This window comes from Haloarcula sp. H-GB5, assembly GCF_054850705.1.
The window spans coordinates 132,745-158,141 of record NZ_JBTWBG010000001.1 but is presented as its reverse complement, the minus strand read 5'-3'; the positions used below and the strand labels follow the sequence as shown (position 1 = coordinate 158,141).

Annotated in this window: 21 protein-coding genes and 1 tRNA gene; 16 read left to right on the top strand and 6 right to left on the bottom strand. The window is 60.2% G+C overall.

Annotated features, from left to right (window positions below; all coding sequences use genetic code 11):
* The first annotated feature begins 89 nt into the window (after positions 1-89).
* Entirely contained in the window at positions 90-3,872 is a 3,783-nt protein-coding gene (locus ACYJ11_RS00840; RefSeq protein ID WP_461646396.1) for a DUF7289 family protein, read from the top strand.
* A gap of 147 nt (positions 3,873-4,019) precedes the next feature.
* Here the strand turns inward: ACYJ11_RS00840 and rpl12p are convergent, their stop codons facing one another.
* The 5 genes from rpl12p to ACYJ11_RS00815 all read right to left on the bottom strand — a co-directional run bounded on the left by rpl12p (position 4,020) and on the right by ACYJ11_RS00815 (position 7,143).
* Positions 4,020-4,367 carry a 50S ribosomal protein P1 gene (rpl12p, locus tag ACYJ11_RS00835; protein WP_121535095.1) on the bottom strand — a complete coding sequence of 116 codons (348 nt, stop codon included), beginning with the start codon at positions 4,365-4,367 and terminating at the stop codon, positions 4,020-4,022.
* 17 nt (positions 4,368-4,384) lie between these two features.
* Positions 4,385-5,437 (bottom strand): 50S ribosomal protein L10, encoded by a 1,053-nt coding sequence (locus tag ACYJ11_RS00830; RefSeq protein WP_461646395.1) that lies wholly within the window; start codon positions 5,435-5,437, stop codon positions 4,385-4,387.
* A 1-nt stretch (position 5,438) separates the two neighbouring features.
* Positions 5,439-6,077: a 50S ribosomal protein L1 gene (locus ACYJ11_RS00825; protein ID WP_005538335.1), complete on the bottom strand. Its 639-nt coding sequence runs from the start codon at positions 6,075-6,077 to the stop codon at positions 5,439-5,441.
* A gap of 238 nt (positions 6,078-6,315) precedes the next feature.
* The gene (locus tag ACYJ11_RS00820) at positions 6,316-6,804 is read right to left on the bottom strand and encodes a 50S ribosomal protein L11 (protein ID WP_004591731.1); all 489 of its coding nucleotides are present in this window, start codon (positions 6,802-6,804) and stop codon (positions 6,316-6,318) included.
* 138 nt (positions 6,805-6,942) lie between these two features.
* Complete coding sequence (locus tag ACYJ11_RS00815; protein WP_004591733.1) at positions 6,943-7,143, bottom strand: VNG_1110C family protein; 201 nt, start codon at positions 7,141-7,143, stop codon at positions 6,943-6,945.
* A gap of 159 nt (positions 7,144-7,302) precedes the next feature.
* On the opposite strand from ACYJ11_RS00815, the gene ACYJ11_RS00810 reads away from it, so the two are divergent.
* From ACYJ11_RS00810 to artA, 6 genes are all read left to right on the top strand, one after another.
* Positions 7,303-8,412, top strand: a complete 1,110-nt coding sequence (locus ACYJ11_RS00810; RefSeq protein WP_461646394.1) for an OBG GTPase family GTP-binding protein — start codon at positions 7,303-7,305, stop codon at positions 8,410-8,412.
* An 87-nt stretch (positions 8,413-8,499) separates the two neighbouring features.
* Positions 8,500-8,940, top strand: coding sequence for a TIGR04206 family protein (locus tag ACYJ11_RS00805; protein ID WP_461646393.1), 441 nt, complete (start codon positions 8,500-8,502; stop codon positions 8,938-8,940).
* Positions 8,941-9,011: 71 nt separating this feature from the next.
* Complete coding sequence (locus ACYJ11_RS00800) at positions 9,012-9,764, top strand: VOC family protein (RefSeq protein ID WP_005538339.1); 753 nt, start codon at positions 9,012-9,014, stop codon at positions 9,762-9,764.
* Between the two features lie 431 nt (positions 9,765-10,195).
* Positions 10,196-12,940 carry a DUF7282 domain-containing protein gene (locus tag ACYJ11_RS00795; protein ID WP_461646392.1) on the top strand — a complete coding sequence of 915 codons (2,745 nt, stop codon included), beginning with the start codon at positions 10,196-10,198 and terminating at the stop codon, positions 12,938-12,940.
* A gap of 589 nt (positions 12,941-13,529) precedes the next feature.
* Positions 13,530-16,370, top strand: a complete 2,841-nt coding sequence (locus tag ACYJ11_RS00790; protein ID WP_461646391.1) for a DUF7282 domain-containing protein — start codon at positions 13,530-13,532, stop codon at positions 16,368-16,370.
* Positions 16,371-16,517: 147 nt separating this feature from the next.
* Positions 16,518-17,519: an archaeosortase A gene (artA, locus tag ACYJ11_RS00785; protein ID WP_461646390.1), complete on the top strand. Its 1,002-nt coding sequence runs from the start codon at positions 16,518-16,520 to the stop codon at positions 17,517-17,519.
* A gap of 23 nt (positions 17,520-17,542) precedes the next feature.
* On the opposite strand, the gene dph5 is transcribed toward artA, so the two are convergent.
* Positions 17,543-18,322, bottom strand: a complete 780-nt coding sequence (gene dph5 / locus ACYJ11_RS00780) for a diphthine synthase (protein WP_461646389.1) — start codon at positions 18,320-18,322, stop codon at positions 17,543-17,545.
* A 75-nt stretch (positions 18,323-18,397) separates the two neighbouring features.
* Here dph5 and ACYJ11_RS00775 point away from each other — a divergent pair, with 75 nt between their 5' ends.
* From ACYJ11_RS00775 to ACYJ11_RS00735, 9 genes are all read left to right on the top strand, one after another.
* Positions 18,398-19,378 (top strand): class I SAM-dependent methyltransferase, encoded by a 981-nt coding sequence (locus tag ACYJ11_RS00775; protein WP_461646388.1) that lies wholly within the window; start codon positions 18,398-18,400, stop codon positions 19,376-19,378.
* 88 nt (positions 19,379-19,466) lie between these two features.
* Positions 19,467-19,880, top strand: a complete 414-nt coding sequence (locus ACYJ11_RS00770) for a universal stress protein (protein ID WP_461646387.1) — start codon at positions 19,467-19,469, stop codon at positions 19,878-19,880.
* A 78-nt stretch (positions 19,881-19,958) separates the two neighbouring features.
* Positions 19,959-20,032: transfer RNA gene (locus ACYJ11_RS00765), tRNA-Thr, on the top strand.
* Positions 20,033-20,469: 437 nt separating this feature from the next.
* Positions 20,470-20,703 carry a hypothetical protein gene (locus ACYJ11_RS00760; protein ID WP_461646386.1) on the top strand — a complete coding sequence of 78 codons (234 nt, stop codon included), beginning with the start codon at positions 20,470-20,472 and terminating at the stop codon, positions 20,701-20,703.
* Positions 20,700-21,122 carry a hypothetical protein gene (locus ACYJ11_RS00755; protein ID WP_461646385.1) on the top strand — a complete coding sequence of 141 codons (423 nt, stop codon included), beginning with the start codon at positions 20,700-20,702 and terminating at the stop codon, positions 21,120-21,122. The genes ACYJ11_RS00760 and ACYJ11_RS00755 overlap by 4 nt, the downstream gene beginning before the upstream one ends.
* Entirely contained in the window at positions 21,119-21,451 is a 333-nt protein-coding gene (locus ACYJ11_RS00750) for a hypothetical protein (protein ID WP_461646384.1), read from the top strand. Before ACYJ11_RS00755 ends, ACYJ11_RS00750 begins: the two co-directional genes overlap by 4 nt.
* The gene (locus ACYJ11_RS00745) at positions 21,448-23,946 is read left to right on the top strand and encodes a phage/plasmid primase, P4 family (protein WP_461646383.1); all 2,499 of its coding nucleotides are present in this window, start codon (positions 21,448-21,450) and stop codon (positions 23,944-23,946) included. Before ACYJ11_RS00750 ends, ACYJ11_RS00745 begins: the two co-directional genes overlap by 4 nt.
* A gap of 244 nt (positions 23,947-24,190) precedes the next feature.
* Complete coding sequence (locus ACYJ11_RS00740) at positions 24,191-24,439, top strand: helix-turn-helix domain-containing protein (RefSeq protein ID WP_461646382.1); 249 nt, start codon at positions 24,191-24,193, stop codon at positions 24,437-24,439.
* Between the two features lie 287 nt (positions 24,440-24,726).
* A complete protein-coding gene (locus ACYJ11_RS00735; RefSeq protein WP_461646381.1) occupies positions 24,727-25,341 on the top strand; it encodes a hypothetical protein in 615 nt (204 codons plus the stop codon).
* The last annotated feature ends 56 nt before the right edge of the window (positions 25,342-25,397 follow it).

Genomic DNA, 25,397 nt, shown 5'->3' with positions numbered 1-25,397 from the left:
CTGTTCAAAGTCGGCGGGCCCTGATTGAGCTATCATTAATATAGATTGAAACAGTACACTTATGTGCAATAGTTGGTATGTAATTGGATATGTTCGAGTGGGGCAGCCGGGGGGCTGGAGACCGGGGTGTATCGCATGTTTTGGGTGTGGTGTTGTTGGCAAGTGCAGTCATTATCGGTGCTGTACTGATCGTTCAAGTGGGGCAGCAGACGATCGGAGATATCAACGACGATGCGAATGTCGAGCTCGCTGAGGAGGTGCTGCTGTCGGTCGATCAGAGCTTCCAGCGGTCGGATACAAACGAGTCAGTCAAGATTCCCGACCGGGTTCGATCTGATGTCGCCGTCTCTGACGACGCGGCATACAACCTGACGCTGAACGGCCGCTCGGCCTGTTCAACGGGGAACCGTTCGTTGCAGACGATTCGATATCAAAAGAACGGCCAACAGGTCGGCTATCAGGGCGGGGGTGTCTGGCGGATGACCGAGTCAGGTGCGACGATGTCGTCGCCCCCAGCAGTGAACTACGACAACGGGGCGCTGTCGGTCTCGTTCGCGAATATCTCCGGGCAGCGGATCGAGGGGAGTTCAGTTGCGATTCAGTCGAACGCGACGGCCAAGCGGTCTCACGAAGCGGCACTGCAGATGGCCCTGTTCACTGACGCGTCCTACGAGGACGCACGAACCGGCTCAATTTCGTCACCCAGCTATGAGTGTACTCCGTCGCAGGTCGCCAACGCCACACTGACTATCCAAAACAGTAGCTATTCCCGCGCCTGGGCGGACTGGGCACGGAGTACCTACGATGATCAGTATGTTACGGTGGCCCCGGCGTCTGTCAAGCCGGGAGAGACCGTTCACATACGCTTTGCACTCGGCGATGTGACGAACCCGAAGTTCAAAGTCGAGGATGTCACGGTCAAGCCGGTTCCGTCAGACCCCGGAAAGGCGGACGTAACAGCGACGGTCCGTAACACCGGGGGCTTGGAAGATACGCAAGACATCACGCTGAAGCACAACCAGTCGGGGTCACCAAGCGAGGTAGACGAGACAGTGACCCTCGCCGGCGGCGAATCGACCACTGTGAGTCGGTCGCTGAGCGTCTCGACTGCGAAGCCACACAACTTCACTGTGGAGTCAAAGCAGGACGAAGACTACAAAATCATCAAGTATGCGTCCCCCCACGGAACGCCGTCGCTGGACGTCACTGGCAATTCGATTCCGGCAACAGCACGACTGAATCAGGTCCCAGCGGCCCCGGTCACGGTCACAAACACCGGGCAAATGACCGCAGATCAGGAGGTTACCTTCCGCGTCAACGGGACGGTACGCGCGACGCGAAGCGTGCTGGTCGATCCGGGAGAGAGCCGAACCATCGACTTCGGTCCGTCGCTGCCGACTTCGGAGAACGGGACGTACGATCTAGAAGTCGAGACAGAGGATGACCTATATTCGCAGCACACCGATGACGGCCACTACTTCATCGTCGGTGACGCAGGTGTCTTTGAAATTTCGTCTATCTCGCCGCCGGGTGGATTGCAGAGTGGGGATACGGCGACCGTCGAAGCGACGGTCGAAAACACCGGTGACATTCGGAAATCCACCGATGTCGAAGTCCGTATCGAGAACGCAACGTCTGGCAACGTTGTTGCGTCACAAAAAACGACGCTCACGCTCAACGGTACGCGTCGGGGAACCGAGTCGGGGACTGCTTCAGTGACCAGTAGCCCGATAACAGTCGGGTCGCCACAGCATTATGTCTATGTCGTCGATACACCGGACGACACTCAGACAGGGTCCTTCGTCGTCGGTTCCTCGCCCCCACCGCTGTTCGAGATCACTGCTGTGGACGTACAGAACCCCGTTGCACCGAACAACCAGACAAACGTCGAGTTCACTGTCGCGAACACTGGCGGCACGGAAGGGAAACAGACACTGCGTGTCAAGTATAACGGAACGACTCACATTGCGGAGGACGAACGGCTCGCCCCCGGAAAAAGCGTCACGCTCAATCGGACTGTCACGGCGCCTGGAAAGCCCGGCAAGTACTTGCTAACGTTCTCGACGGCAAACCGATCGCGACAGTCGACGCTGTACGTCCAGCCGGACTCGCTGCTCGAAGGGAACGGCTCGACAATCACGATCCAGCAGTCCGTCAATGCCTCGGTTGAGCTGAAGGGTGCGGATCTAGAAGGGTTCAACTCGGAATACTCGTACATCTTCCACGCACCCGTACAGATGTCGTTATATGTCGACAACGGGTCCAACCAGCAGTCGATCGGACTCTGGCGAGGGTACGAGAACGGCGACATCAACGGCCCACACGCGGAGCAACGCCTCGTCTCTGACGAGTACGAGAACCCGTACTACTACTCCGATTCGTTCGAACCCGGAACGGAGGTTTCAGTCTTCGCAACAGCCTATGGCTGTGACGGATATACCTTCACCGACCCCTTGATCAGACTCGCAGATGAGAATTATGCTACAGCGTACTGTAGCGATTGGGATAGATATGACACGACCACTGTCAGTCAGACACAGAACCAGCAGAACCTCGTCATTCTGAACGACGGCGACGAACTCCCGGCATTTGAGCAGGCACAGTGGTACCAGCGAGACATTCGGGACACACTCGGCAACCGTGTGAACGACACGGGGTATCTCCAGCTTGGCGATGGGGAGCGCGCATTCCTCTATGAACTCTCGAAAGAGAACGCGGACCCAGCTAACGCGGCGAATGACGGTGACCCGGACTACAACGATGCCGTTGTCCTGTTTACAGTCAATGCGATCGAAAAAGACGTGCAGACAGGCCCGGAGTACGAGTTCATCGATGCCGACGTCACCCCAAGCAAAGTTGATGAAACCACCGACGCGACGCTGACGGCTGAAGTAATAAACGTCGGTGGACAGAGCGGTGAAGTTACTCTAAAAAGTAGCTTCGATGGCAACAGTTCCGGGACGAAGTCGGCGACAATTGAACCTGGTGAGACCGAGACCGTCACGTTCACGCTTCCGACTAGTTCAAAACCACCCGGAGAGTATCCATACACGGTCTCTATTGTTGGTTCACAGAAGAAGGCAGGCGGGAACGTGCGTGTTGGCGATACGTCGGAGCAGTTCATGCAGGTCGACTCAGTCCGCGGACAGAGCGTCATCGACAGCGACGACACCGCGACTGCGACCGTCAACATCACCAACGTCGGTGGCCAGGCTGGCACAGATACCGTTGCCCTCCGTGCGAAAAACAACGACGATGCGAGTCCGTCGTTCACCACTATCGACTCAGAAACGATGTCGACGATACTATTGCCCGGTGAAACACGGCAGTTTACGCTCGATCTGCCGTCTAGCCGCGGTAACTACACCTACTACGTCGAAACGTCGAACTCCACATCCCCGGAGCAGTCGTTCTTCGTTGGGGAGTCGAACGTTGTGGTCAACGACACGCAGTCGGTGAACATTGGCGCGGAGACCTACAACACCTCAGAGCTAATCGAGCGTCGCGGCGACGCACAGCGGATGACTGTAGAGGTGCGCAATAACGGAACCGTCGGCGACGAGCGGGAAGTGAACCTCACAATCAAGAACAAAAGCGACGGGTCGACCGTCTTCGCAGGCTCCAAGATGGTCACTGCCGGGAGCGGCGACCTGACCAATACCGATCCGTTCCCGGCCTGGGCGGGCTACGACGTCGATCTCGACCCCGGCTACTACACCTATGAGGTGACCGTGTACGACGAGACAGCGAGCGGCACCGAGGCCGATACCGCGACGGGCGAAATATATCTCAAGAACGTCGACGAAACCGGGGCGACCGGAAACGACTCACCGGTTACGGTCGACTCAGACACGGTGACACTCGGTAGCTAAACGGTCGCAGCGACATCCTTCTGCAGTCGCTCGTTCGTTCAGCAGTTCACGGACAAGGCACTACGGCGGTTTTCAGGATTCGAACGCCAGCGATGGCTCTCACCGGTCAAGCGCACGCAAAGAAAAACTGAGCTGTGTTGAACCGAATTAGCCGAAGAGTTCGCCGAGGCCCTCACCGCTTGCCTCGTCGTCTTCGTCGTCATCGTCGTCGCCGCCGTCGTCGGCAGCCTCTTCTTCGGCTTCCTCGTCGGCCTCGTCGGCCTCGTCAGCGTCACCCTCTGCGGGTGCGGCCGCACCACCGCTTGCCGGCACCGGTGCCGCAGCGGCCTGGTCGACGGCCTCCTCGATGTCGACGTCCTCAAGGGCGGCGACGAGGGCCTTGACACGGGATTCCTCGACGTCGACGCCCGCGGCGTCGAGCACGTCAGTGAGGTTGGCTTCGTTGATTTCTTCGCCCGATTCGTTCAGGATGAGTGCAGCGTATACGTATTCCATTGTTGTAGTGTGTGTTGTTAGAACATCTCTCCGAGTGCGTCGCCGGCGTCGCCATCATCGTCGTCCTCGTCGGCCTCCTCGGCCTCCTCGGCCGCGTCGTCGGCGTCCGCGTCGTCCTCGGATGCGGTGTCCTCGTCTTGGTCGTCAGTCGGTTCCTCTGTCGCCACGTCGGCCTCGACGCCCTGGAGCTCTTCCGGGAGCGCCTCTTCGTCGTCGATCTGCGAGGCGAGCGCACGGACCTGTGCGTCAGCCTTGCTCACGAGGTCAGGCACGACCTCGGGGTCCTCGATGGCCGCCTGGAGCGCGAGGCTCTTGGCGTTGCCACGAGCGGACTGGAGCATCGTCGGGGCCGTCGTCGCAGTCGGGTAGTCGGCGTTGACCGAGAGATTGAACGCTCGGCCGGCAGCCGCCTGGATGTCGCTCCGGTACTCGTCGACGTCGAGTTCCAGTTCCTCGGGTTCGAACAGCACGCCGTCGGCGAAGACGGCGCGAAGGTCGAGACCGACCTCCTTCGGTTCGATACCGAGTTCGTTCAGAACGTTTGCGAGTTCCTGAGAGACTTCCTCGCCGGTATCAAGCACTGTCGAGTCAGAAAGGACCTGAATGGAGCCTTCCTGAATACGTGCGTCGGCACCCACGCTCTGGAGTTCACCGACGAACGGACCGGGGTCGACGCCCGTGTCGCCTTCCGGAATCACGATGTCGTTCGGGGCCACCTCGCCAGCACCGATGGGTGCGGGCGTCTTGGAAGCCTCGAGTTCCTGAAACAGCGAGAACGGGTTGTCGTCGGTCCCGATGAGCCCGACTTGTCCGGTGATGTAGCTGTTGAGGTCTTCGAGTCCGTCGTCGACTTCGTCGAGTGCACGCTCGAGGAGCGTGTTCCGGGAGACGCGAAGCTCGGCAGTCCCGTGCAGGTCGCGTCGCATGTCCTGCAGCTGGCGGGACGGGATCCCGGCGATGTTGACGACGCCGACGCTCTCGTAGGACTCGATCATGTCCACGATGGCGTCGACCTCTTCCTGCTTCCACTCGGGGATAGTTTCCGTCTTGCGTTCGGATTCGGCGCTCATATCAGGCAACCTCCATCGCAGGCCCCATCGTCGTCTTCACGTAGACGCTGTCGATGTTGAGCGGGCCCTTCTCGAGGTCCGCGTGCAGACGGCGGAGGATAACGTCGATATTGTCCGAGATGTTTTCGGCGGACATGTCCTCCGCGCCGACCCGCGTGTGGAACGTTCGCCGTTCCCCGCTGCGGAGCTGCACGGTGTTTTTCATGCGTTCGATGACCTCGACGACGTCGTCGTCGGGGTCGAGCGGTTCCGGCATCTTCCCACGCGGACCGAGGACGGTCCCGAGGTAGCGACCGATGTCCTGCATCAGATCCTTCTCCGCAATGAAGAAGTCAGTGTCATCGGCGAGGTCCTTGGCGGCGTCGTCGTCGCCACCCAGTTCCTCGAGTTCGTCCTCGTCGAGTACGTCGTCTGCGACTTCCTCGGCACGGAGGGCGGTTTCGCCCTCGGCGAAGACCACAATAGTGGTCTCCTGACCGGTGCCAGCAGGAAGCACGACGGACTCGTCGACGCGGTTCGACGGGTCGTTAAGATCTAAGTCGCGCAGGTTCACAGCGAGGTCGACCGTTTCGCGGAAGTTCCGCTCAGGTGCGTCCTCGAGTGCGCGCGAGACTGCGTTCTCTATTTCCTGATCTGCCATTGTTCACCTCCGTAGTACGCCAATCGGCTTCTACGGGTCAGTGAAACAGGCGGATGCCTGTCTCGTGCGGGTAGACGCCAATGCGACACTTAAACCCGTCGAACCAGCCCAAGGACCGCTGACAGGCGTGTTTCCGGTTCGCAGGGACCAGCCGTTGACGGGGGTCTAGCCGACAGTGCAGTGACTCAGTAGTGTCGAAAGCAAGGGAAAACACACGCCAGTCGCACGGCGGTCCGACTTACGCCTGTGCTTCGGCCGCGAACACGTCGTCGTACTCGCCCGCGTCGATGCGTTCCTTGAACTCGCGTGGGTTCTCGCCTTCGATGGTGACACCGAGGGAGGTGCACGTTCCGACGACTTCCTTTGCGGCGTTCTTCAGGTCGTAGGAGAGCAGGTCGGGATGCTTCTGCTCGGCGATCTGCTTGACCTGATCGACGGAGAGGTCAGCGACGAAGTCTTCCTGAGGCTCGCCGCTGCCGGTCTCGAAGCCGGCCTCGTCCTTGATGAGTTCGGCCGTCGGCGGGACACCGACTTCGATCTCGAAGGAGCCGTCGTCGTCGTACTCGACAGTGACGGGGACTTCGGTGCCGTCGAACGCTGCCGTCTGGTCGTTGATCTCCTGTACGACTGCCTGCACGTCCACCGGTGTCGGGCCGAGTTCCGGGCCGAGTGGCGGGCCAGGGTTGGCCTCCCCACCGGGAACGAGGACTTCGATAGTTCCAGCCATACATAGTGGAATCCTCGCGGCAGTTTAAAGGATTGCGTTTCACGGATCGCTGCGTGAGGCTCCCGCACGCACGAACACTCACTGTTTGGACGCAATATCGGGACTGCCAGCGCACCAAAGAATAGGTTCCCCGCCGCCTCAGGCGAACGTCACGCCATGCCGTGCAAGGAAATCACTCGCGTCTTTGATTTCGACCGGGGAGCCGATTATCCGAACCTGTTCACCCTCTTGATGAACGCTCACAGTGAACCGTTGTTCCAACTCCTCGCGAATCCCGTCGAGCGCACCGACTGGCAACAGTATCTGCGTGCTGTCGCGGAACCGACTCGCCGCTCCCATTATCGACACATGACGCAGGATACCCTATAGGTGTGTCGAATTACATGAGCATTGTTTGACCATTTCGAACGGCAGAACGGCCCCGTTATCCCGTGTCGATGTGGCGGCGTCGGCGAGGGAGGAAAGCCTTATTCGGTGCGAGGGGCCGACATACATCTAATGGGGCTCGAAGAGGAGATTCAGGAACTCGAAGACGAAATCGCAAGCACTCCCTACAACAAGTCTACAGAGGCCCATATCGGTCGGCTGAAGTCCAAGCTCGCGGAGAAAAAAGAGAAACTCGAACAACAGGCCTCCTCGGGCGGCGGCGGTGGCTACGGCGTCGAGAAACACGGTGACGCGACCGTCGCGCTCGTCGGGTTCCCCAGCGTCGGGAAGTCGACGCTGCTGAACGCCCTCACAAACGCCGAGTCCGAGACCGGTGCATACGAGTTCACCACGCTCGACGTCTATCCGGGGATGCTCAAGCACAAGGGGGCGAACATCCAGATTCTCGACGTCCCCGGTCTCATCGAGGGCGCTGCCGGCGGCCGCGGTGGTGGCAAGGAAGTGCTGTCCGTCGTCCGGACCGCGGACCTCATCGTCTTCCTCATCTCCGTCTTCGAGATCGACCAGTACGACCGACTCAGCGAAGAGCTGTACAAGAACAAGATCCGACTCGACCAGGACCCGCCGTGGGTCAACGTCCGGAAGAAGGGCAAGGACGGGATCTCGGTCAACACGGCCACCGGCGTCGAACTCGACGACGAGACGGTCAAAGCTGTCCTGCGCGAACACGGCTACGTCAACGCCGACGTGACCATCGGCGAGCAGATCGACATCGACCAGCTCATCGACGGGGTGATGGACAATCGCGTCTACCTGCCGTCTCTTGTCGCCGTCAACAAGGCCGATCTCATCGAGCCAGACTACCTCCCGAAAGTCGAAGACGAACTCCGAGAACGGGACATCGACCCCGAGGAAGCGATCTTCATCAGCGCCGAGGAAGAGAAAGGGCTGGATAGCCTCACCGAGCGTATCTGGGAGGAACTCGGCCTGATCCGGATCTACATGGACAAGCCGGGCCGTGGTGTCGACCGCGAGGAACCGCTGATACTCCTCGAGGGCGATACCGTCGACGACGCCTGCGAGAAGCTCGGTGGGAGCTTCGACGAGCGGTTCCGGTTCGCCCGTGTGACCGGCCCGAGTGCCAAGCACGACGAACAACAGGTCGGGCGCGACCACGAGCTTGCGGACGAGGATATTCTGCGGATCGTCGCCAACCGATAGGTGTCGCGCGCTGGCTCGCGCGTGCACGTGATCTCATCAGTGCACTGGAGTAGATGCGTTCATGCGTGTGGAGCCCTGCGACCAGATATGGATCGTGGTCCCCGACGCCGTCTTGTTGCCGTCGTCGTTGCTGGCCTCGTCCCCTGGACAGTGGTGGTAGTCGGGACGGACCTGACGCTTGTCTTCTCCTTTGGCCTGTTCAACACAAACCCGCCGGAGCTCCTCTCGGTCTACAGCTACTTCGTTCGGTTTACCAACGCACTCCCACAGTTCATCGAATCGTGGGGTTCGGGCGTCCTGCTGTATGCTTTTGCCTTGGCCAGCGCCGTCGCCGGTGTCGTCTGGCGTGAGGACGTCCGGCTCACCGCCCTCGCACTCGCGGGTGCGGGTCTGACTCAGTTGCCCGTGTTTCTGGGATTCAACAGACGGCTCAACTACGTGGCTGTCCCGGTCGGTTCCCTCGTCCTGCTTATCATGGTCTGGTGGTACTATCTACCGGCCATCCGGGCCGACACAGCGACGCAGTGACCACGGTATCGAATCCGGACGGAACCGCCTGTGGCGGTAGCCTTTTCGCTCGCTCGGACCACATGCCGCGTATGTGGTCACTCGATCATACGATGATGCGCGTCGAGGATCTGGACGCCTCGCTGGACTGGTACACGACACACCTCGATTACGAGGAGAAGGGCCGCTGGGAGGCCGACACCTTCACCAACGTCTTCCTCGGTCCAGAGGATGTCCACGACGAGGGTGCACTGCTCGAACTGACGTACAACCACGACGGGCGCTCGTACACGATGGGCGACGCGTGGGGGCACATCGCCGTCCGCTGTGACGACGTGTACGAGGCCTACGACGAGCTGATGGACGCCGGCGTCGAGGACTACCGCGACCCGGACTCCTGTGGCGGCTCATACGCCTTCGTCACGGATCCCGACGGCCACGAGATCGAAATCGTCGAGCGGGACCACGGTGCGAAGTGGTCCCTCGACCACACCATGATCCGTGTCGAAGACGCTGAACAGGCTATCGGCTGGTACACCCGGAAGCTCGACTACGACCTGTTCCGACGCGAGGAGTTCGACGACTTCGCGCTGTACTTCCTCAAACCCGAGGACGCCCCCGACGAGGCGATGTCGGTCGAACTCACCTACAATTACGACGGTCGGTCCTACGAACTCGGCGATGCATGGGGACATCTCGCGGTCCAGACTGATGACCTCCACGACGCGTGGGAGACGCTGATGGGGCGCCACGCCGAGGACTACCGCGACCCCGAGAGCTGTGACGACCGCTATGCGTTCACCAAAGACCCCGACGGCCGCGAAATCGAAATCGTGACGAACTGACGGCACTGGCCGGAAGTGGCTGCTCTCACACCTCCTCTATTCTCACGCAGTAGCGATCAGAAGATGATCCTTCCACGGAGTCGTTTCTGAGCCAGCAGTCAGGGTCTGTGAATCCCTAGTTTCTCAGTCCAATGATATTAGCTCGAATATGTACATCTGAGCCGTCAGACGCTCGAATGACGATCCTGTTCTAGACCTACAAGCACCTTATACCACATCTAATCACCACTGATAGTGTCCCTAGGCCTGAATATTCATGACAACCAGATTTTCTTACCACAAAACATTTACAACAGACACCTATCGTTTAGACTGTACCCCTACCCATGGCGTCAGAAGTGAGTACACCGGTCCGGTCTACACGCGATCGCGGTGATTGCGTTCCGACCACGTGGAAAACTGCTGGGGCCGCCCGATAGCAAACACAAACTATGACAGGAAATTCAAATAAGGTTCGTAGCCTGTTCCTGACGGCGCTGATGGTCTTCTCGGTATTCGCCGGGACCGTCGCGTTCTCCGGTGGCGCAGCCGCCGCCGCGAACGTCAGCGTCGAGCAGGCAGCAGAGTACAATAGCGGTACAGTCGAATTGGCATTCAGCAGTTCAACCGCCGATACAGTTGATTCCGGTGACATCGATGTCTACATTGACGGGAACGAGAACCCGAGCAACTACGGCGTCGACAGCGTCGATGGGACTGACGATGGCACGACTGGACGTCTTGAATTCAGTCTGGATCAGGACGTTCAGCCGAACCGGAACCTGACGATCAAGGTCACTGACCTCAATGGCGGCGATGGGACGGTCATCGCTGAGGACATCGACGTGACATCCGAGACGATCACGACAAGCGGGTCGAATGACACGGAGTTCAACGCCTTCCGTGGTGAAGTGATCGCCGTTGAAGACACCGACGCAGACACTGGTAGCGGCCCATCTGTCGAGGTTGAGGGAGACAGTGTCGTTCTGTCTGACTCGTACACTGACAACAGCGAAGTCTACACTGTTGACACGAGTGACCTCGACACTGGCGAAGATTACACGATCAGTGTCGACGACACCGAAGAAGCAGTCGTCACCGTCAGTGACCTCAGCTTAGAGGTGAACATTGATGACGATGTTGGTGAAGGTGCCAACATTGACGACACGGACACCCTCGCGGTCAACGTCTCCACGAACCGTGGTGGCGAGCCGGCCAACGCGACGCTGTACAACGAAGACGACGACAAGGTTGCCACGCAGATCAAGAACCTGCAGGGTAACAGCAATGTCGTGTTCGACTTCGGCAATCAGAGCGCTGACGACAGTCCGTACTACGTCAAAGTGACGGACAACCAGACCGGCGTCTCCGCAGAGTCCGACCAGATCAATGTCTCTGAGTCTGACGACGGTGACGCAAGCTTCGAAACCTCAACTGTGCAGGACGAGATTGGCGACGTCAGCAACATCACGGTCCAGATGTCCAACACCGAGGACGCCGTGATTAACGTCGGCAGTCAGGAGGACGACAACTACTACATCCAGGGCCAGCTTACGGACGAAGACGGTGACGGCGAAGTCACTGTCCAGTTCAACAGCTACACCGCTGGGACTAACAACAACAACACGGTTATCACCGTCCCCGGTGACGACGACCTCGATGATGTCGAAGAGGGTGGTAGCTTTACCGGAAGCAGAGCAAGCCTCGATGAGGACGTACTTGAGGCTGGTTCCTACTCGATGAACGTGACTGCCGGGACGTCCCCGGACGTCACCAGCCCTGATACGGTTGGAACGCTCCGACTCAACGAGAACTCCGTTGAGAATATGCGGACTTGGGTTGCACCGAGTGACGCGGACATCGACAACGAGGATATCGACATCTACGACCGCATCGGTGAGAACCTCACGCGGTCCGACGATGTCGCAGCTGAGGATATCGTCGTCCACGAAATCGAAGCATCCGGTATCGAAGGTGCCCTCGAATACGAACAGGAAGATAACGGATCTTCCGACGTGACTGAGGCGTTCATCGCTGCTGCCGACACTACGCCGGAGCGTATCAATGACGACTCGAGTGCGTCCGGTCTCCGACTCTACGTCAACCGAACCGATGTCGGTGCAAACGCTGACGCTGACCCAGTTAACTTCACGAACAGCAGTAGTGGAGTGACTGTCGTTGACGACCCGGACAACAACACCTACTTCGTCGCTCTCGACACCGAGGACGTCGAGTTCGAGTCCGGCGAAACGATCGTCGACGAAGAGGACACGGCACTCAACGCCACCTTCTCCGTTCAGGAAGGGCCGTTGAGCGACGATAGCACGTCCGAAAGCGCACTCTACACGACGTCCGAACGCAACGCGGAGCTGAACCTTGACGACGACGGCTTCGTCACCGTTGGAGCCGCGGTCGGACAGACTGTGAGCGGCGATACGAACGTCGCCCCTGGCTCCGAGCTCGAAATCGAAATGGAGTCCGAGAGTGAAGCGAACCCGTTCGTCGAACGACCCGAAGCAACTGTCGGTCCGAACGGCACGTACGTCGCTACGGAAGACTTCGACGACTACTCCGCTGGAACGAACTTCACCGTTCAGACACTGGACGTCGACGGTGACTCTGACTTCAGCGACGAGGAAGACGGCCGCATCGTCGAAGCCGACACGGCCACTGTGAGCATCAGCGATCAGGAATCCGACGGCAGCGAAGTCGTCGTTGACAGCGCCCAGCTGTCCAGCGGTGGGTTCATCGCTATCCACGAGGATAGCGCATCCGGCGATGTCATCGGGAACTCCGAGTACCTCGAACCGGGTACCTACAATGATCTCACGGTGACGCTCGACGAGCCGATGGACGAGAACTTCACCGCGGTCGCGATGCCGCATCAGGACACCAACGACAACGAAGCGTACGACTTCCCCGGCGATGACGGTCCGTACACCTCGAACGGCTCCGCCGTGACGGACAGTGCGAACGTGACTGTCACTGCCGAGGAACCGACAGACACGGAAACCGAAACCGAAACCGAAACCGAAACCGAAACCGAAACCGAGGATCAGACTGAGGAGACCACCACCATGGACTCCGGAACTGATGAAGTCGAGACCACGGAACAGACCGGTCCCGGCTTCACGGCAGCCCTCGCGCTCATCGCGCTCGTCGCTGCTGCACTCCTCGCCGTCCGACGCGACAACTAACTGGAATCGCTCCAGTCCCTGAACACCGTTCTTTCTTTCGCGCGCGCGTACCCGAGGAGTGCAAACAGACTGCAGACCAACTCAAATAGACTGCAGAGTGACTCGAGGACTCGTTGTTTAGATACTACTCAGTCCACTTCTGAACGGCTAACTGCCCATCGTCAGTCGTGACTGGATCACAGTCGAACGCTGGCACAGCACGGCAGTGATTTGGTACCTGCCGGACATCCCCTCGATGTCCGCCGCTGTGAGGGCGCCTTGGCAATCATTTGGGACCCGTCCGTAGTCGAGTGGTGGAACAAATCCCGATAAATCAGAGGCGTGTTTCTCAGATCCGATCTCAAGAAGAGTCAAATAAATGTCCAGAACAAGTGTACATATCACTTCAAAATAATTATTACCCGATACGAATATGTAATTTGGATGCAACCTTTATCCATAAAGCATTTACCTCACTTCCGGCAATATATCGACACCCCTACCCATGACGCCAGAAGTGAGTACGCCGGTCCGGTCTATGCGTGGTCGCGGTGACCACGTTCCGACCACGCGGAAAACTGCTGGGGTCGCCCGATAGCAAACACAAACTATGACAGATACAAACGAAAAAATCCGCAGCCTGTTCCTCACGGCGCTGATGGTCTTCTCGGTATTTGCCGGGACCATCGCGTTCTCCGGTGGCGCAGCCGCCGCCGGCGCGAACGTGGGTATTGAGCAGGCAGCAGAGTATAGCGCGAACACGGGGTCAAACCCAGCACAGATCGAAATTGCACTGAGCAATACTGGAAAGAATAACAACGTCCAGCTCAAGAACGCCACCATCTTCGTTGATGGTGACGAGAACCCAGACAACTTTGTGACCACGGGTGACAAAGACCTGGGTGGCTCAGTTCAGGGTACGAACGGACAGCGCGTCTTCATCCCTCTCGACAAGGATGTCCAGCCTAACCGTAACCTGACCGTCAAGCTCGGTGTTACGAATGGTACCGATGCCGACGCGATCCTCACCGCTGAGGACATCGACGTTACGTCCAGTGAGATCGTCGCAGACGGTCAAAGCGACGACGACGATAAGAGTGTCTTCCGTGGCGAGGTCATTGCCATCGAAGACGTGACCGCGAACAACGGGGGCTCCCCTAGCGTTGAAGTCAAAGAAGAGGACGGCGGCGTTGTCTTCTCTGACAACTACGCTACGGACAGCCTGGTGTACACCATCGATACGTCTGACCTCGACACCGGTCAGACGTACAACGTCTCCGTCGATGGCCAGAACGAGAACACCTTCACCGTCAGCAGCCTTGACCTCGCAGTCAACATTGACGACGATGTGGGCGACGGTGCCAACATCGACGACAAAGACACCCTCGCGGTCAACGTCTCCACGAACCGCGGTGGATCCACTGCGAACGCGACGCTGTTCGACGAAAACGACGACCCGGTCGCAGAAAGCGACCTTATCAACAGGGAGAATCCGCAGTTCAAGACCCTGAAGGGTAACGACAACGTCGTGTTCGACTTCAACAACGTGAGCGCCGACGACAGTCCGTACTACGTCAAAGTGACGGACAACCAGACCGGCGTCACTGCTGAATCCGACCAGATTAACGTCTCCGAATCCGACGACGGTGACGCAAGCTTCGAAACCTCGACCATTCAGGACGAGGTCGGTGACGTTGTCAACATCACGGTCCAGACGTCCAACACCGAGGACGCCGTGATCAACGTCGGCGACGAGAACGACGACAACTACTACATCCAGGGCCAGGTTGAGGACGACAACGGTGACGGCGAAGTCACTGTTCAGTTCAATACCTACACCGCTGGAACCTACGATGACGGCAACACGGTTCTTAGTGTCCCCGGTGACGACAACATTGACAACATCAAGGAGGGTGGCGACTACACCCGAAGTTCCTCCGGTAGTAACGACCTGACCGCGGACACACTCGAAGCCGGTTCCTACTCGATCAACGTGACCGCCGGGACCTCCCCGGATGTCACCAGTCCTGACACGGTTGGAACGCTCCGACTCAACGAGAACTCCGTCGAAGGCATCCAGACGTGGGCTGCACCGAGTGACGCAGAAATCGACGACGACGAGATCGACATCTACGACCGTATCGGCGTGAACCTCACGCAGTCCGACAGCGTCGCAGCCGAAGACGTTGTCGTCCACGAGATTCAGGCCTCCGGTCTGGAAGGTGCACTCGAATACGAACAGGAAGACGGAAGCGCGTCTGACGCTACCGAAGCATTCCTTGACGCGACCGACACCACGCCGGACCGCATCAACGACGGTGACACGACGATGTCCGGTCTCCGACTCTACGTCAACCGGACCGACGTCGGTGCAAACGCGGAAGCGCAGCCGATCGACTTCTCGGACAGCAGTGGCGCGGTGACCGTTGTTGACGACCCGGACAACAACACCTACTTCGTCGCTGTCGACACCAGTGACGTTGAGTTCGAAAACGACAAGACGATCGTCAGTGAAGAAGACACGCGCATCAACGCTACCTTCTCCATCCGAGAAGGGCCGCTGACCGACGACCGGAACAGCGAAAGCGCGATCTACCGAACGTCCGAGCGAGACGCCACGCTGAACCTTGACGACGACGAACTCGTCACGGTTTCAGCCGCTACCGATCAGACCGTGACTGGCGATACGAACGTCGCCCCTGGCTCCGAGCTCGAAGTCGAAATGGAGTCCGAGAGTGACGCGAACCCGTTCGTCATCCGTCCGGAAATTGAGGTCGCCACTGACGGTACGTACACCGCCACGGCTGACTTCGACGAGTACTCCGCTGGAACGAACTTCACCGTCCAGACGCTTGACGTCGACGGTGACTCTGACTTCAGCGACGAGGAAGACGGCCGCATCGTCGAAGCTGGTACGGCTACTGTGAGCATCAGTGAGCAGGAATCCACCGGTAGCGAAGTCGTCGTCGGCAGCGCACAGCTGTCCGAGGGTGGCTTCATCGCTATCCACGCCGGTAACGCATCCGGCGACGTCGTCGGCAACTCCGAGTACCTCGGCGCAGGCAGCCACGAGGACGTCACGATCACGCTCGACGAGCCGATGGACGAGGACTTCACCGCAGTCGCGATGCCGCACCGCGACACCAACAGCAACGAAGCGTACGACTTCCCGGACGCTGACGGTCCGTACACCTCGAACGGCACGGCTGTCACGGACAGTGCGAACGTGACCATCGTCGAGGAGCAGACCGAAGCACCGGACACGGAAACCGAAACCGAAGCGCCGGACACGGAAACCGAAACCGAGGAGCAGACTGAGGAGACCACCACCATGGACTCCGGAACTGACGAAGTCGAGACCACGGAACAGACCGGTCCCGGCTTCACGGCAGCCCTCGCGCTCATCGCGCTCGTCGCTGCTGCACTCCTCGCCGTCCGACGCGACAACTAACTGGAATCGCTCCAGTCCCTGAACACCGTTCTTTCTTTCGCGCGTTACGTGGGTAGCGGCGGCACTGCCGATAGGTCGGTCTGACGACGACACCGCACAGTAGCGCAACGACAAAACATATAGGCCGGTTTGGCTAACGTACGAGCAATGAGTGAGACAGTCCTGCAAGCAGGCGTCGATATCGCTGGACTGTCGTTCGACCCGGTCACGGTCTCGGAGCCGCTGATGTGGCTCGTTCTTGCGGCGTTTCTGGGAAGTGTGGCTGTCGCCCAATATGACGAGCGACTGGCCCGTCCAGTCGCAACGGTCGGTTGGGGGCTGTTCGCAGTGTACTGGCTCGCCCTGGCTCCGCATTTCATTCTGATACAGAAGAGCGTCGTTGAGGGCCTGGGGAGCGTCATCGCCGTCCCACTGTCGCTGTACACCGGCTATTTACTCTGGAACGGCCGGGAATCGCTGCTGGTGTTGACCCGTGCCATCGGTATCATGGGCGTCATCTACGTGCCCTTCCTCACCATCGGGCCGCTCCGCCAGACAATCATCGAGGCCGTCACCGATCAGGTCGCCTTTCTTATGACGCTCATCGGGTACGAACCGACAGTAGTTGGCGGGCTCTCACACAACGGGATCGATATCACGTCGAAGCAGTACCCCTACGAAAACACGTTCTGGTTCGGTGAACACGAGCGTCCGATAACATACACTATCATTTTGGCCTGTACAGGTATCGGCAGCATCTCCATTTTCGCTGGCGGAATACTGGCAGTCAAAGCTCCGTGGCGACGGAAGCTCCGTGTGCTGCTCGGGGCTGTCGGCATCATCTACGTACTGAATCTCCTTCGGAACCTCGGGATCGCGCTGGCGTTTGGCCTCCAGAAGGCGCAGTTCTTCCCGGAGACGGTCATGGCACTGTTCGGCCTTAGCGACGCACAGCTCGTGTCCTACTACATCGTCGACCGGATGCTGGCGCAGTTCGGCTCCGTTATCGTCCTCGTCGGGCTGACGTGGGTGTTGATGCGGGAGCTACCGGAACTTACGGTTATCGTCGAGGACCTCCTGTTTCTGGTGACTGGCACGGAGTACGACCTCGGAACGGCGTTCGAAAAGAACCAGTCGGAGTCTGGTCCCGCAACGCCCGGTGACGACTGAACTGCGCCGTGAGGCGACGGCCGTTATTCGACTGCTGCTCCAGCAAGCGACTCAAGTACGTCCGCTTCGAGCGGGTGGAGCGAACCGGGGATCACGAGCAGGTGTAGCGGTTCACCGAACGTCTGCGTAGCGAGTTCGTCGAGCGTATCAGCGACCACCAGCGGGTCCGGACTGCCGGCTCTGGCCACGACAACCCCGAGCGTGTCCGGGAACGGCTCGGATAGCATAGCGGCGGCCTGGCTGGCGGTCATGTACGTGTCGTCGCTGTCGTCCCAGTGGGGGTCGTCGACCTTGATGTCGAGGTATACCAGTGTATGCAGGTCCCGGTCCCGATTGCCCTCGATAGTAGCGACGACGCTGTCTGGAACACCGTCACCGCCGTGGGCATCCTCGAATGGGAGCGTCGTGGCCTTCCCGAAGCGGTAGTTCTGCAGGCCGGTCAGCGAGCCGGCGGCGGTCTGGGCGGTCGTCCCGTGGACGATTCGGGTTTCGATACCGCGGTCCTCGGCACGGAGTCGGAGGTCGGTGTGTGTCGTCGAGACCATCGTATCCCCGGCGGTACAGAAGACGACGTTTTCGCGCTCAGCGGCTTCGAGAATCGGTTCCGGGTCCTGTTCGATGCCGGCTCGGTCCCTGACTTCGATACTCGTCCCCAGCGACGACTCGAGCGTTTCGATATCAGTCCCGATCAGCCGACTCGTGTAGAACTCGGCGAACACCCGGTCGGCATCCCGGATGGCGTCGCGGCCCGCAACCGTGACTGAGCGCTCGTCGTAGAGGCCCAGTCCGACGAAAGTGAGCATATCCGGAGTGGGTCGCCGCCAGACATAAAGGGCGCGAAGCGTCAGGCTTACCGCCCACGGTCTGGGAGACGAAGTATGGGCGTTCCCTGCGTTCGCGTTCCCCGTGAGGCCGGCGAAGAGACGCGCCAGCGCCTCGCAGAGGCAAACCTCGTCGACGACGGCTACGACATCACGGTCGCTGACGGCCAGCTGTACGTGCCTGTCACCGACTCCACAGCGGTGCCATCGGACCTTACCGTCGTGGAGGCAGATCCACCGGTCCGCGAGGGCCAGACGATGCCGTCGGACGCCCTCGACTTCGATCCGAGTTACGAGCGCATCGGTGACGTCGCGATTGTCGACGAAGACGACGACGAGCGGGCGCAAGCGATTGCCGATGCGATCATGGATTCTGATCTGCCCGTGCGAGCGGTGCTGAACCGCGCGTCGAAGATCAAGGGTGAGCAGCGGGTCCGAGACTGGGACGTACTCGCTGGCGACGGGACAGAAGTCACCCACCGAGAGTACGGCTGTACCTTCGATCTTGACCTCGCCGAAGTGTACTTCTCGCCGCGGCTAGCGACGGAACGCCATCGCGTCAGCGAGCAGGTCAACGAAGACGAGCGTGCCTTCGACATGTTCGCCGGCGTCGGTCCGTTCGTGATTCCGTTCGCCAAACGCGGGGCGACCTGCGTCGGAACGGACATCAACGAGACGGCGATCGAGTATCTCCGGGCGAACGCGGAGCGGAACGGCGTCTCCGACCGCGTGACCGGCATCTGCGGCGACGTACGCGAGGTCGCCGGCGAGTACGAGGGCTGGGCTGACCGCGTCGTGATGAACCTGCCCCACAGCGCCGACGAGTTTCTGGAGACCGCCGTCCGCCTGGCGGCCGACGAGTGCGTTCTGCATTACTACGACATTCAGCACGAGAATGACCTGTTCGGGCCCGGCGAGCGAGCGATCCGGGCGGCTGCGGAGCCGGCCTACGACGTGACGGTCGAAACGCGCCACACTGTCCGGTCGTATGCTCCGAAGGAACACAACGTCGTTCTCGACGTTCGACTGACGCGCTGAAACGAACAATTATTGTTATCACCGGCACGGGGACCGAACTGCTTAACGACGAGGAAGTCGGACGCTTGTATCTAGGAGGATAAAAAATATGTACACGATACTTGTCCCTGTCGACGCCGACGAAGACCGTGCTCGCGGCCAGGCCGCCTTCGTCGCGGAGCTACCGTCTGCTGAGACCGAGATCGAGGCCGTGATCACACACGCACTGACCAAGGAAGAGGCAGAAGCACCCGAGGAGATACGCAACGTCGAGCGGATCTCGACAGTCAGACTCGTGCGCGACTACCTCGAAGACCACGATGTCGATGTCCAACTGGCCGAAGGTCAGCAACCGCCCGCCGACGGCATCATCGATCTGGCCGAAGAGTTCGATGTCGACCAGATCGTCATGGGCTCCAGAAAGCGGTCGCCGACCGGCAAGGCCGTGTTTGGGAGCGTCTCCCAACAGGTCCTGCTCGAGGCGGATGACCCGGTTACCGTCGTCGGGTCTCGAACGGAGTGAGAACGTCTCCCTCGGTGGCCCCGATTCGCAATCCTTATTGCGGTTATGCGTCCAACAACTGATGTACGCGAGCGACGCGCCGGTGTAGCTCAGACTGGCAGAGCGAATCCTTCGTAAGGATTAGGCCGAGGGTTCAAATCCCTCCACCGGCTTCAGGAATAAAGGTTCAAAGCCTTTCTCCGCTGTTCTTATCGACTCTCGCGGCTTCTCAGATAGCCGGCGAAATAGGTGTGCGGGTGTCGTCGTCCATGAGCCGGCTGTGGGTTTCCCCTACTGGTATGTATGCAATTGATATTTTTAGATACACTCGAAAACCGACGTACTACGTACAAGTGGTCTTGTTCATTCAAAGAAAATGATAAGTTCCTGGGGCGCATGAACACATCTAACGACGACAAAGTACGACCGGCAGGGGCCGGGAGTGGAAGACCCCCGCCGACCAAAGGACTTGAGGACCCCAATCCGGGACGGATTGGGTGTCTGTTCCTTACACGTCGGCGGTCTTAAAACGTCACTCCCTCCCGCCTGTGTGGTCGTTCTCGCGTCGTCGGGGACCGAAGGCCGAGGACCGCCCTCACCGTACAAAACCATGACCACGGAACACACCGCCGACACCGCCGAACACAAGCAGTCGGCCCGACGTAGAATCGACCACAGCGGCCTCGAAGCCGCCCGCGAGCACCGCGACGGCCTCGAAGCCGCCCGCGAGCACCGCGACGACCTCGAAGCCCTCGCAGACACGGACCTCCCCGCCGCCGTGTGGGCGCGTGAGATACTCGACCTACTCGACGCTGAGGACGCGAACGGGGGTGGGCCGGCGTGAACGAACTGGTGGACCCCGACTCTGACCCCGACCCCGACGAGGAACTCGACCCTACAAACGTGGGCTTGTTCGACGCGGCGACCGACCACACCGGGCGGCTGGACGACGTGACGGACATATCGCCCGACGGTGTGGACGCCCACGTTACCGAGGCAGAACTGTTCGCTGTCTGTCCCACCTGTGGTGGGCTTCGGCTCCGCGACGAAACCGACGAGGAATCGCTTCCACGCGCGGTCCCACTCCGACCCGACCGGATTCTTACGCCCGTCTGCATGGGGTGTTACGACGCCTTCCAGAAACGCCGATACCGGGACGGATACACGAAGGAAGAGGCTGCTGACGCAATCGACCACAGGCGGAACGGTCCCCCGCCCATGCGTGAATGGGCTGCCGGCAGCAACGGAGGCGACGGCGCGTGACGCCGCAGGACGCCGACCACGCCGTCGTCGGAAGCGACGAGGGTGATACCACGCCCGACGGGACGACCGCCACCACGGGGCGCGTGTGGCCCTCACATTCACACGAGGATGCGGCGGTGAGCGAGATGGTAATCTTGCCCTCACGAGCGCCGAGGGAGGACAAGTACCACCGGCCCGGAGCACCGGGATTGCCGCTCCCCGCGTGTGGCACGTTCGACTCGACGGGTGTCGCCGCCGACCGCGACGAACTCCGCGAGCGTGGGTATCGGCCCTGCCGGCTGTGCTGGCCCGACGCCGCCGTGGACGGCGAGGGAGGTGAACGCCCGTGAGCACTAACGCCGACTCGGACGTGGACAAGGGGGCTTCCGTGGACGCCGACGAGGGTGCGGCTATGAGGCCGGACCCGCCACTCGGCCCGGACCCCGAGGGTATCCCCACGACGCTCCGCGACCGCGAGGCGTGGGTGTGCTGGCACGTCGGCTGTCGGAACTGCCACACCACCGTTGAGTATGGCGTCGAAACCTGTCCCGAGTGTGGCAACGACACCTCGAAAATCCCCGACGACGCGACCTCGGGACGGTACGCGAGTAGCACCGACCCAGAGACGTGGACAGACTTCGAGGCGGCGCTCGCCTACTACGAACGCGACGACACCCACACGGCTGGCGTGGGCTACGTGTTCACTGAGGACGGTCCCTTCGTCGGCGTGGACCTCGACAACTGCCGGGACCCCGACACCGGCGACCTCGACCCGTGGGCCGCCGACGCTATCGAACGCTGTTCGTCGTATGCGGCGGTGTCCTCGTCAGGGACGGGTATCCACATCCTCGCTGTGGGCGAATTACCCGAGGGAGGGAACCGCTCGGGGAACGTCGAGATGTACGAGGCCGCCCGGTACTTCGCGCTCACCGGCAGCCATATCGACGGGACGCCCGAAGAGCCACAGTCCGCGCAGGACGCCATCGACGCGCTTCACGCCGAACACATCGCCGACGACCCTGCCGGCGACGACGACCAAGCAGTCTTGGACGACGTGGACGGTATCGAACGCCACGACACGGACACCGGCGACGGTGTGGGTACGAGCGCGAGTGTGGGCATAGGGGTGGGGTTCCCCGGAAGCGACGACGAACTCGTTGCGGCGGCCACACGGGCGGAGAACGGCGAGACGTTCGAGCGGCTATGGTCCGGGGACACTACGGGGTACGACAGCCACAGCGAGGCGCGACAGGCGCTTGCGAACCTGCTGGCGTTTTGGACCGGCGGGGACGAACAGCGAATGCTCGACCTGTTCCACCAGTCGGACCTGTACCGGGACGACGACGACCTGCGGACGTTCGAGAACTACGAAATCCCCACGGCACTCGAAGATCGCGACGCGGAGGACTTCTACAACCCCGACCACAACGGCGACGGACAAGACGGCTTGGACGCTCCCCGGGACGTGGGTAGCCCCGGGGCTGAGTGGGAGTACGTCCGCGACCTGTTCAACCGTAGCGACAAAGGCACAACGACGCTGGCTTACAACGCCGCCGTGGACGCGGCGCTCGAAACCGAAACGTACACTCGCATCCGCGAGAAGGATGCGTGGTACTGGTTCGACCCCGACGACGGCTACCACAAACGCCCCGGGGACGAACACCTCCGCGAGCAACTCGCTGAGGCGCTCCCGGGTCACATGAACAGTAACCGGGAGTCAAACATCATCGGTCGGATGCGACCGCGTATCAACGTTAGCAAGGACGAGTTCACCCCGCCGGAGAGGAAAGTCGTCGTCGGGAATGGCGTCCTCGACCTCGACACACGCGAGGTGGAACCCCACACCCCCGACTACTACTTTACAAGTGCGCTTGCCTGTGATTACGACCCCGACGCTCGCGCCAACGAGTGGCTCGACGTGCTCGCCGAATGGGTCCCCGACGACGACGCACGGGCGACGCTGCAAGAGTTCGCCGGCTACTGTCTCGAATCCGCCCACCACAAACGCGAGAAGACCCTGTTCTGTGTCGGTCCCACGCAGTCCGGCAAGAGCACGTTCGCCGACACTATCGCCGCCCTCTTCGGGAACAGCGACCCGAGCGTGACCGGCCTCTCCCCACAGGAAATTTCCCACGGGCGGTTTGCTCGGGCGGGACTCATCGACGCCGCCGTGAACATACGGAATGACATTAACAACACGCCCATCGAGGATTCGGGGACGCTCAAGACCATCCTCTCGGGCGAAGCCGTCAAAATGGAACGGAAACACAAACCGGCCACACGGGACCGGAGCACCGCGAAACACATCTTTACCGCCAACTGGCTTCCGCCCCTCGTCGGGCAGGACGAAGCGTTCTTCCGCCGCGTCCTCCTCGTGGAGTTCCCCCACACCGTTCCCCGAGCGGAACGGGACAACGACCTGAAAGAGCGCCTCGCCGACCCCGAGACGCTCTCGGGCGTTCTCAACTGGGCGCTCGACGGGTACGACCGACTCCACGAACAGGGCGGATTCACCCGCGACCGCCCGCTCATGGAGACGCGGATGAAGTGGCTCGGATGGCGAGCCGCACCCCTCCGGTTCCTCTTCGACCGCTGCACCATCACCGGGAACAGCGACGACGACGTTGGAAAAAAAGAGGCCTATCAGGCGTACAAAGAGTGGGCCACGCGGGAGGGGGCGGACATTCACCCACAGGAAAGTATGACGCAACTGTGGAAACAGGTCCCCTTTGTCGAAGCCACAACACGGAGCGCCGATGACACAATCGGCGGTGGTCGGAGGGGGGTATTCGCGGGGGTGCGTCTCGACGGGGACGCGGCAACCGGATGGACGCCGCCACGTTGACCCACACCCCGCGTCTCGGCTCATCATGTGGTATGATAACAAAGTCGGCACCGTCTTCGACAGTTCTTCTACACCCTGTATTCACCACTCTCGCTCTATACCCCAAAATCGCTCTCGCTGCTGTTTACACAGGTGACGCTAACTGTCGAAGACGGTGCCGACCTTGCTAACATACCACATGGTTGTCTGTGGAGACCACGGGAGCGGGCGTCGGTTGAAGGGCCGCCGCGCCGAACGTGTGGACATGGCCGAGCAACTGCGACGCTCTCCGACGCCGGTGGACCCCGCCGACGTGGTGGACGCGGTGTACCGTTGCACCCCGGCGGGGACGGTGGAGGTGGCGGAAATCCTTGGCGTCTCCCGGCAGGCCGCCACCTACCACCTCCGCGACCTCGAAGACACGGGCCGCGTGTGGTCGAAGAAGGTTGGCACGGTGCGCGTGTGGATACACCCTCGAATTATGTCGGAACCGACGCCCAAGCCGCCCCGATGATTGGGAGCGACGAATCACAAGACAGCGAGAGGATGGATTGTCTCGGCGCAATTAACTCGACAGGATAGCGCGCACGCGCGCGAGCGGCCTCTCCGCCCCTTCGGTTTTATCGTTCAAACAGGTAACAGTCCGTCAATTACTGGAATTTCTACACTCCGTAGCCGATCCTGAAGAGACGCCGAAAGCCATTTATATACCGGGTGTCTTCTATTGTCTTAGAGTGATTTAGAATACCCTCAGAAAGAGATAGTGAAAGTGGAGTTGACGTAGAGCATCTCCTCGAAGAAGTGGAGCAATTGACCCCCGAACAGCGAGCGGAACTGCGGGCAAAACTTAACGAAGAGCCCCAGCCGCCGATGGCGGGTTGGTCGCCCGACCCACTCAAACTCAAGAGTGCTCTGAAATATCTCAGCGATGGGGCAGAGGCGACGCGCGAAGAGTTAGCGGAATACCTGAGTTCTATTGATGAAATCAGCGAAATTTCGTCGATGGACTATGGTTTGGCGGGACGTTCCTCGAACGACATCTTCCACGTCGAAAAGGGAGACAGCAAGGCTGATGACGTGCTTTCTTTAACGGAACAGGGCGAGCAGTTAGCTGAAATGTTCGATGAGGATCTGGACGGTCTCCGGCCCGTCGAGAAAACTCTCTACCGGGGTCTTTCGCTCTATGGTCATATGGGTGCGTTCCTCGGTATCCTCGAAATGCACCGCCAGAATGGTGGACACCCTGATGGGATGCTGAAAGAAGAGATTGTTGACGAGATGGAAGAATTCTACGGCGGTGAGGCAAGCAACTATACGGGTTACCTTGGGACGCTCTGTGACCGCATTGAACTCATCTCGCGCACCAGAGATGGAAATCGAGCCCGCTACAAACTCTCCATTCCTGAGCGATGGTAAACCCAAATACTTCCGTGTCAGGGAGGCTGTCGGGTACCGACTAAAGACGACGAGAT

Excerpts from the sequence above, each read along its gene's own strand:
- ACYJ11_RS00760 (WP_461646386.1), top strand. The coding sequence starts at position 20,470 with ATGACCACGGAACACACCGCCGACACCGCCGAACACAAGCAGTCGGCC.
- ACYJ11_RS00820 (WP_004591731.1), bottom strand. The coding sequence starts at position 6,804 with ATGGCTGGAACTATCGAAGTCCTCGTTCCCGGTGGGGAGGCCAACCCT.
- dph5 (WP_461646389.1), bottom strand. The coding sequence starts at position 18,322 with ATGCTCACTTTCGTCGGACTGGGCCTCTACGACGAGCGCTCAGTCACG.
- ACYJ11_RS00740 (WP_461646382.1), top strand. The coding sequence starts at position 24,191 with ATGGCCGAGCAACTGCGACGCTCTCCGACGCCGGTGGACCCCGCCGAC.
- ACYJ11_RS00825 (WP_005538335.1), bottom strand. The coding sequence starts at position 6,077 with ATGGCAGATCAGGAAATAGAGAACGCAGTCTCGCGCGCACTCGAGGAC.
- ACYJ11_RS00830 (WP_461646395.1), bottom strand. The coding sequence starts at position 5,437 with ATGAGCGCCGAATCCGAACGCAAGACGGAAACTATCCCCGAGTGGAAG.
- ACYJ11_RS00770 (WP_461646387.1), top strand. The coding sequence starts at position 19,467 with ATGTACACGATACTTGTCCCTGTCGACGCCGACGAAGACCGTGCTCGC.
- ACYJ11_RS00840 (WP_461646396.1), top strand. The coding sequence starts at position 90 with ATGTTCGAGTGGGGCAGCCGGGGGGCTGGAGACCGGGGTGTATCGCAT.
- artA (WP_461646390.1), top strand. The coding sequence starts at position 16,518 with ATGAGTGAGACAGTCCTGCAAGCAGGCGTCGATATCGCTGGACTGTCG.
- ACYJ11_RS00795 (WP_461646392.1), top strand. The coding sequence starts at position 10,196 with ATGACAGGAAATTCAAATAAGGTTCGTAGCCTGTTCCTGACGGCGCTG.
- ACYJ11_RS00790 (WP_461646391.1), top strand. The coding sequence starts at position 13,530 with ATGACAGATACAAACGAAAAAATCCGCAGCCTGTTCCTCACGGCGCTG.
- ACYJ11_RS00805 (WP_461646393.1), top strand. The coding sequence starts at position 8,500 with ATGGATCGTGGTCCCCGACGCCGTCTTGTTGCCGTCGTCGTTGCTGGC.
- ACYJ11_RS00815 (WP_004591733.1), bottom strand. The coding sequence starts at position 7,143 with ATGGGAGCGGCGAGTCGGTTCCGCGACAGCACGCAGATACTGTTGCCA.
- ACYJ11_RS00800 (WP_005538339.1), top strand. The coding sequence starts at position 9,012 with ATGTGGTCACTCGATCATACGATGATGCGCGTCGAGGATCTGGACGCC.
- ACYJ11_RS00775 (WP_461646388.1), top strand. The coding sequence starts at position 18,398 with ATGGGCGTTCCCTGCGTTCGCGTTCCCCGTGAGGCCGGCGAAGAGACG.
- ACYJ11_RS00810 (WP_461646394.1), top strand. The coding sequence starts at position 7,303 with ATGGGGCTCGAAGAGGAGATTCAGGAACTCGAAGACGAAATCGCAAGC.
- rpl12p (WP_121535095.1), bottom strand. The coding sequence starts at position 4,367 with ATGGAATACGTATACGCTGCACTCATCCTGAACGAATCGGGCGAAGAA.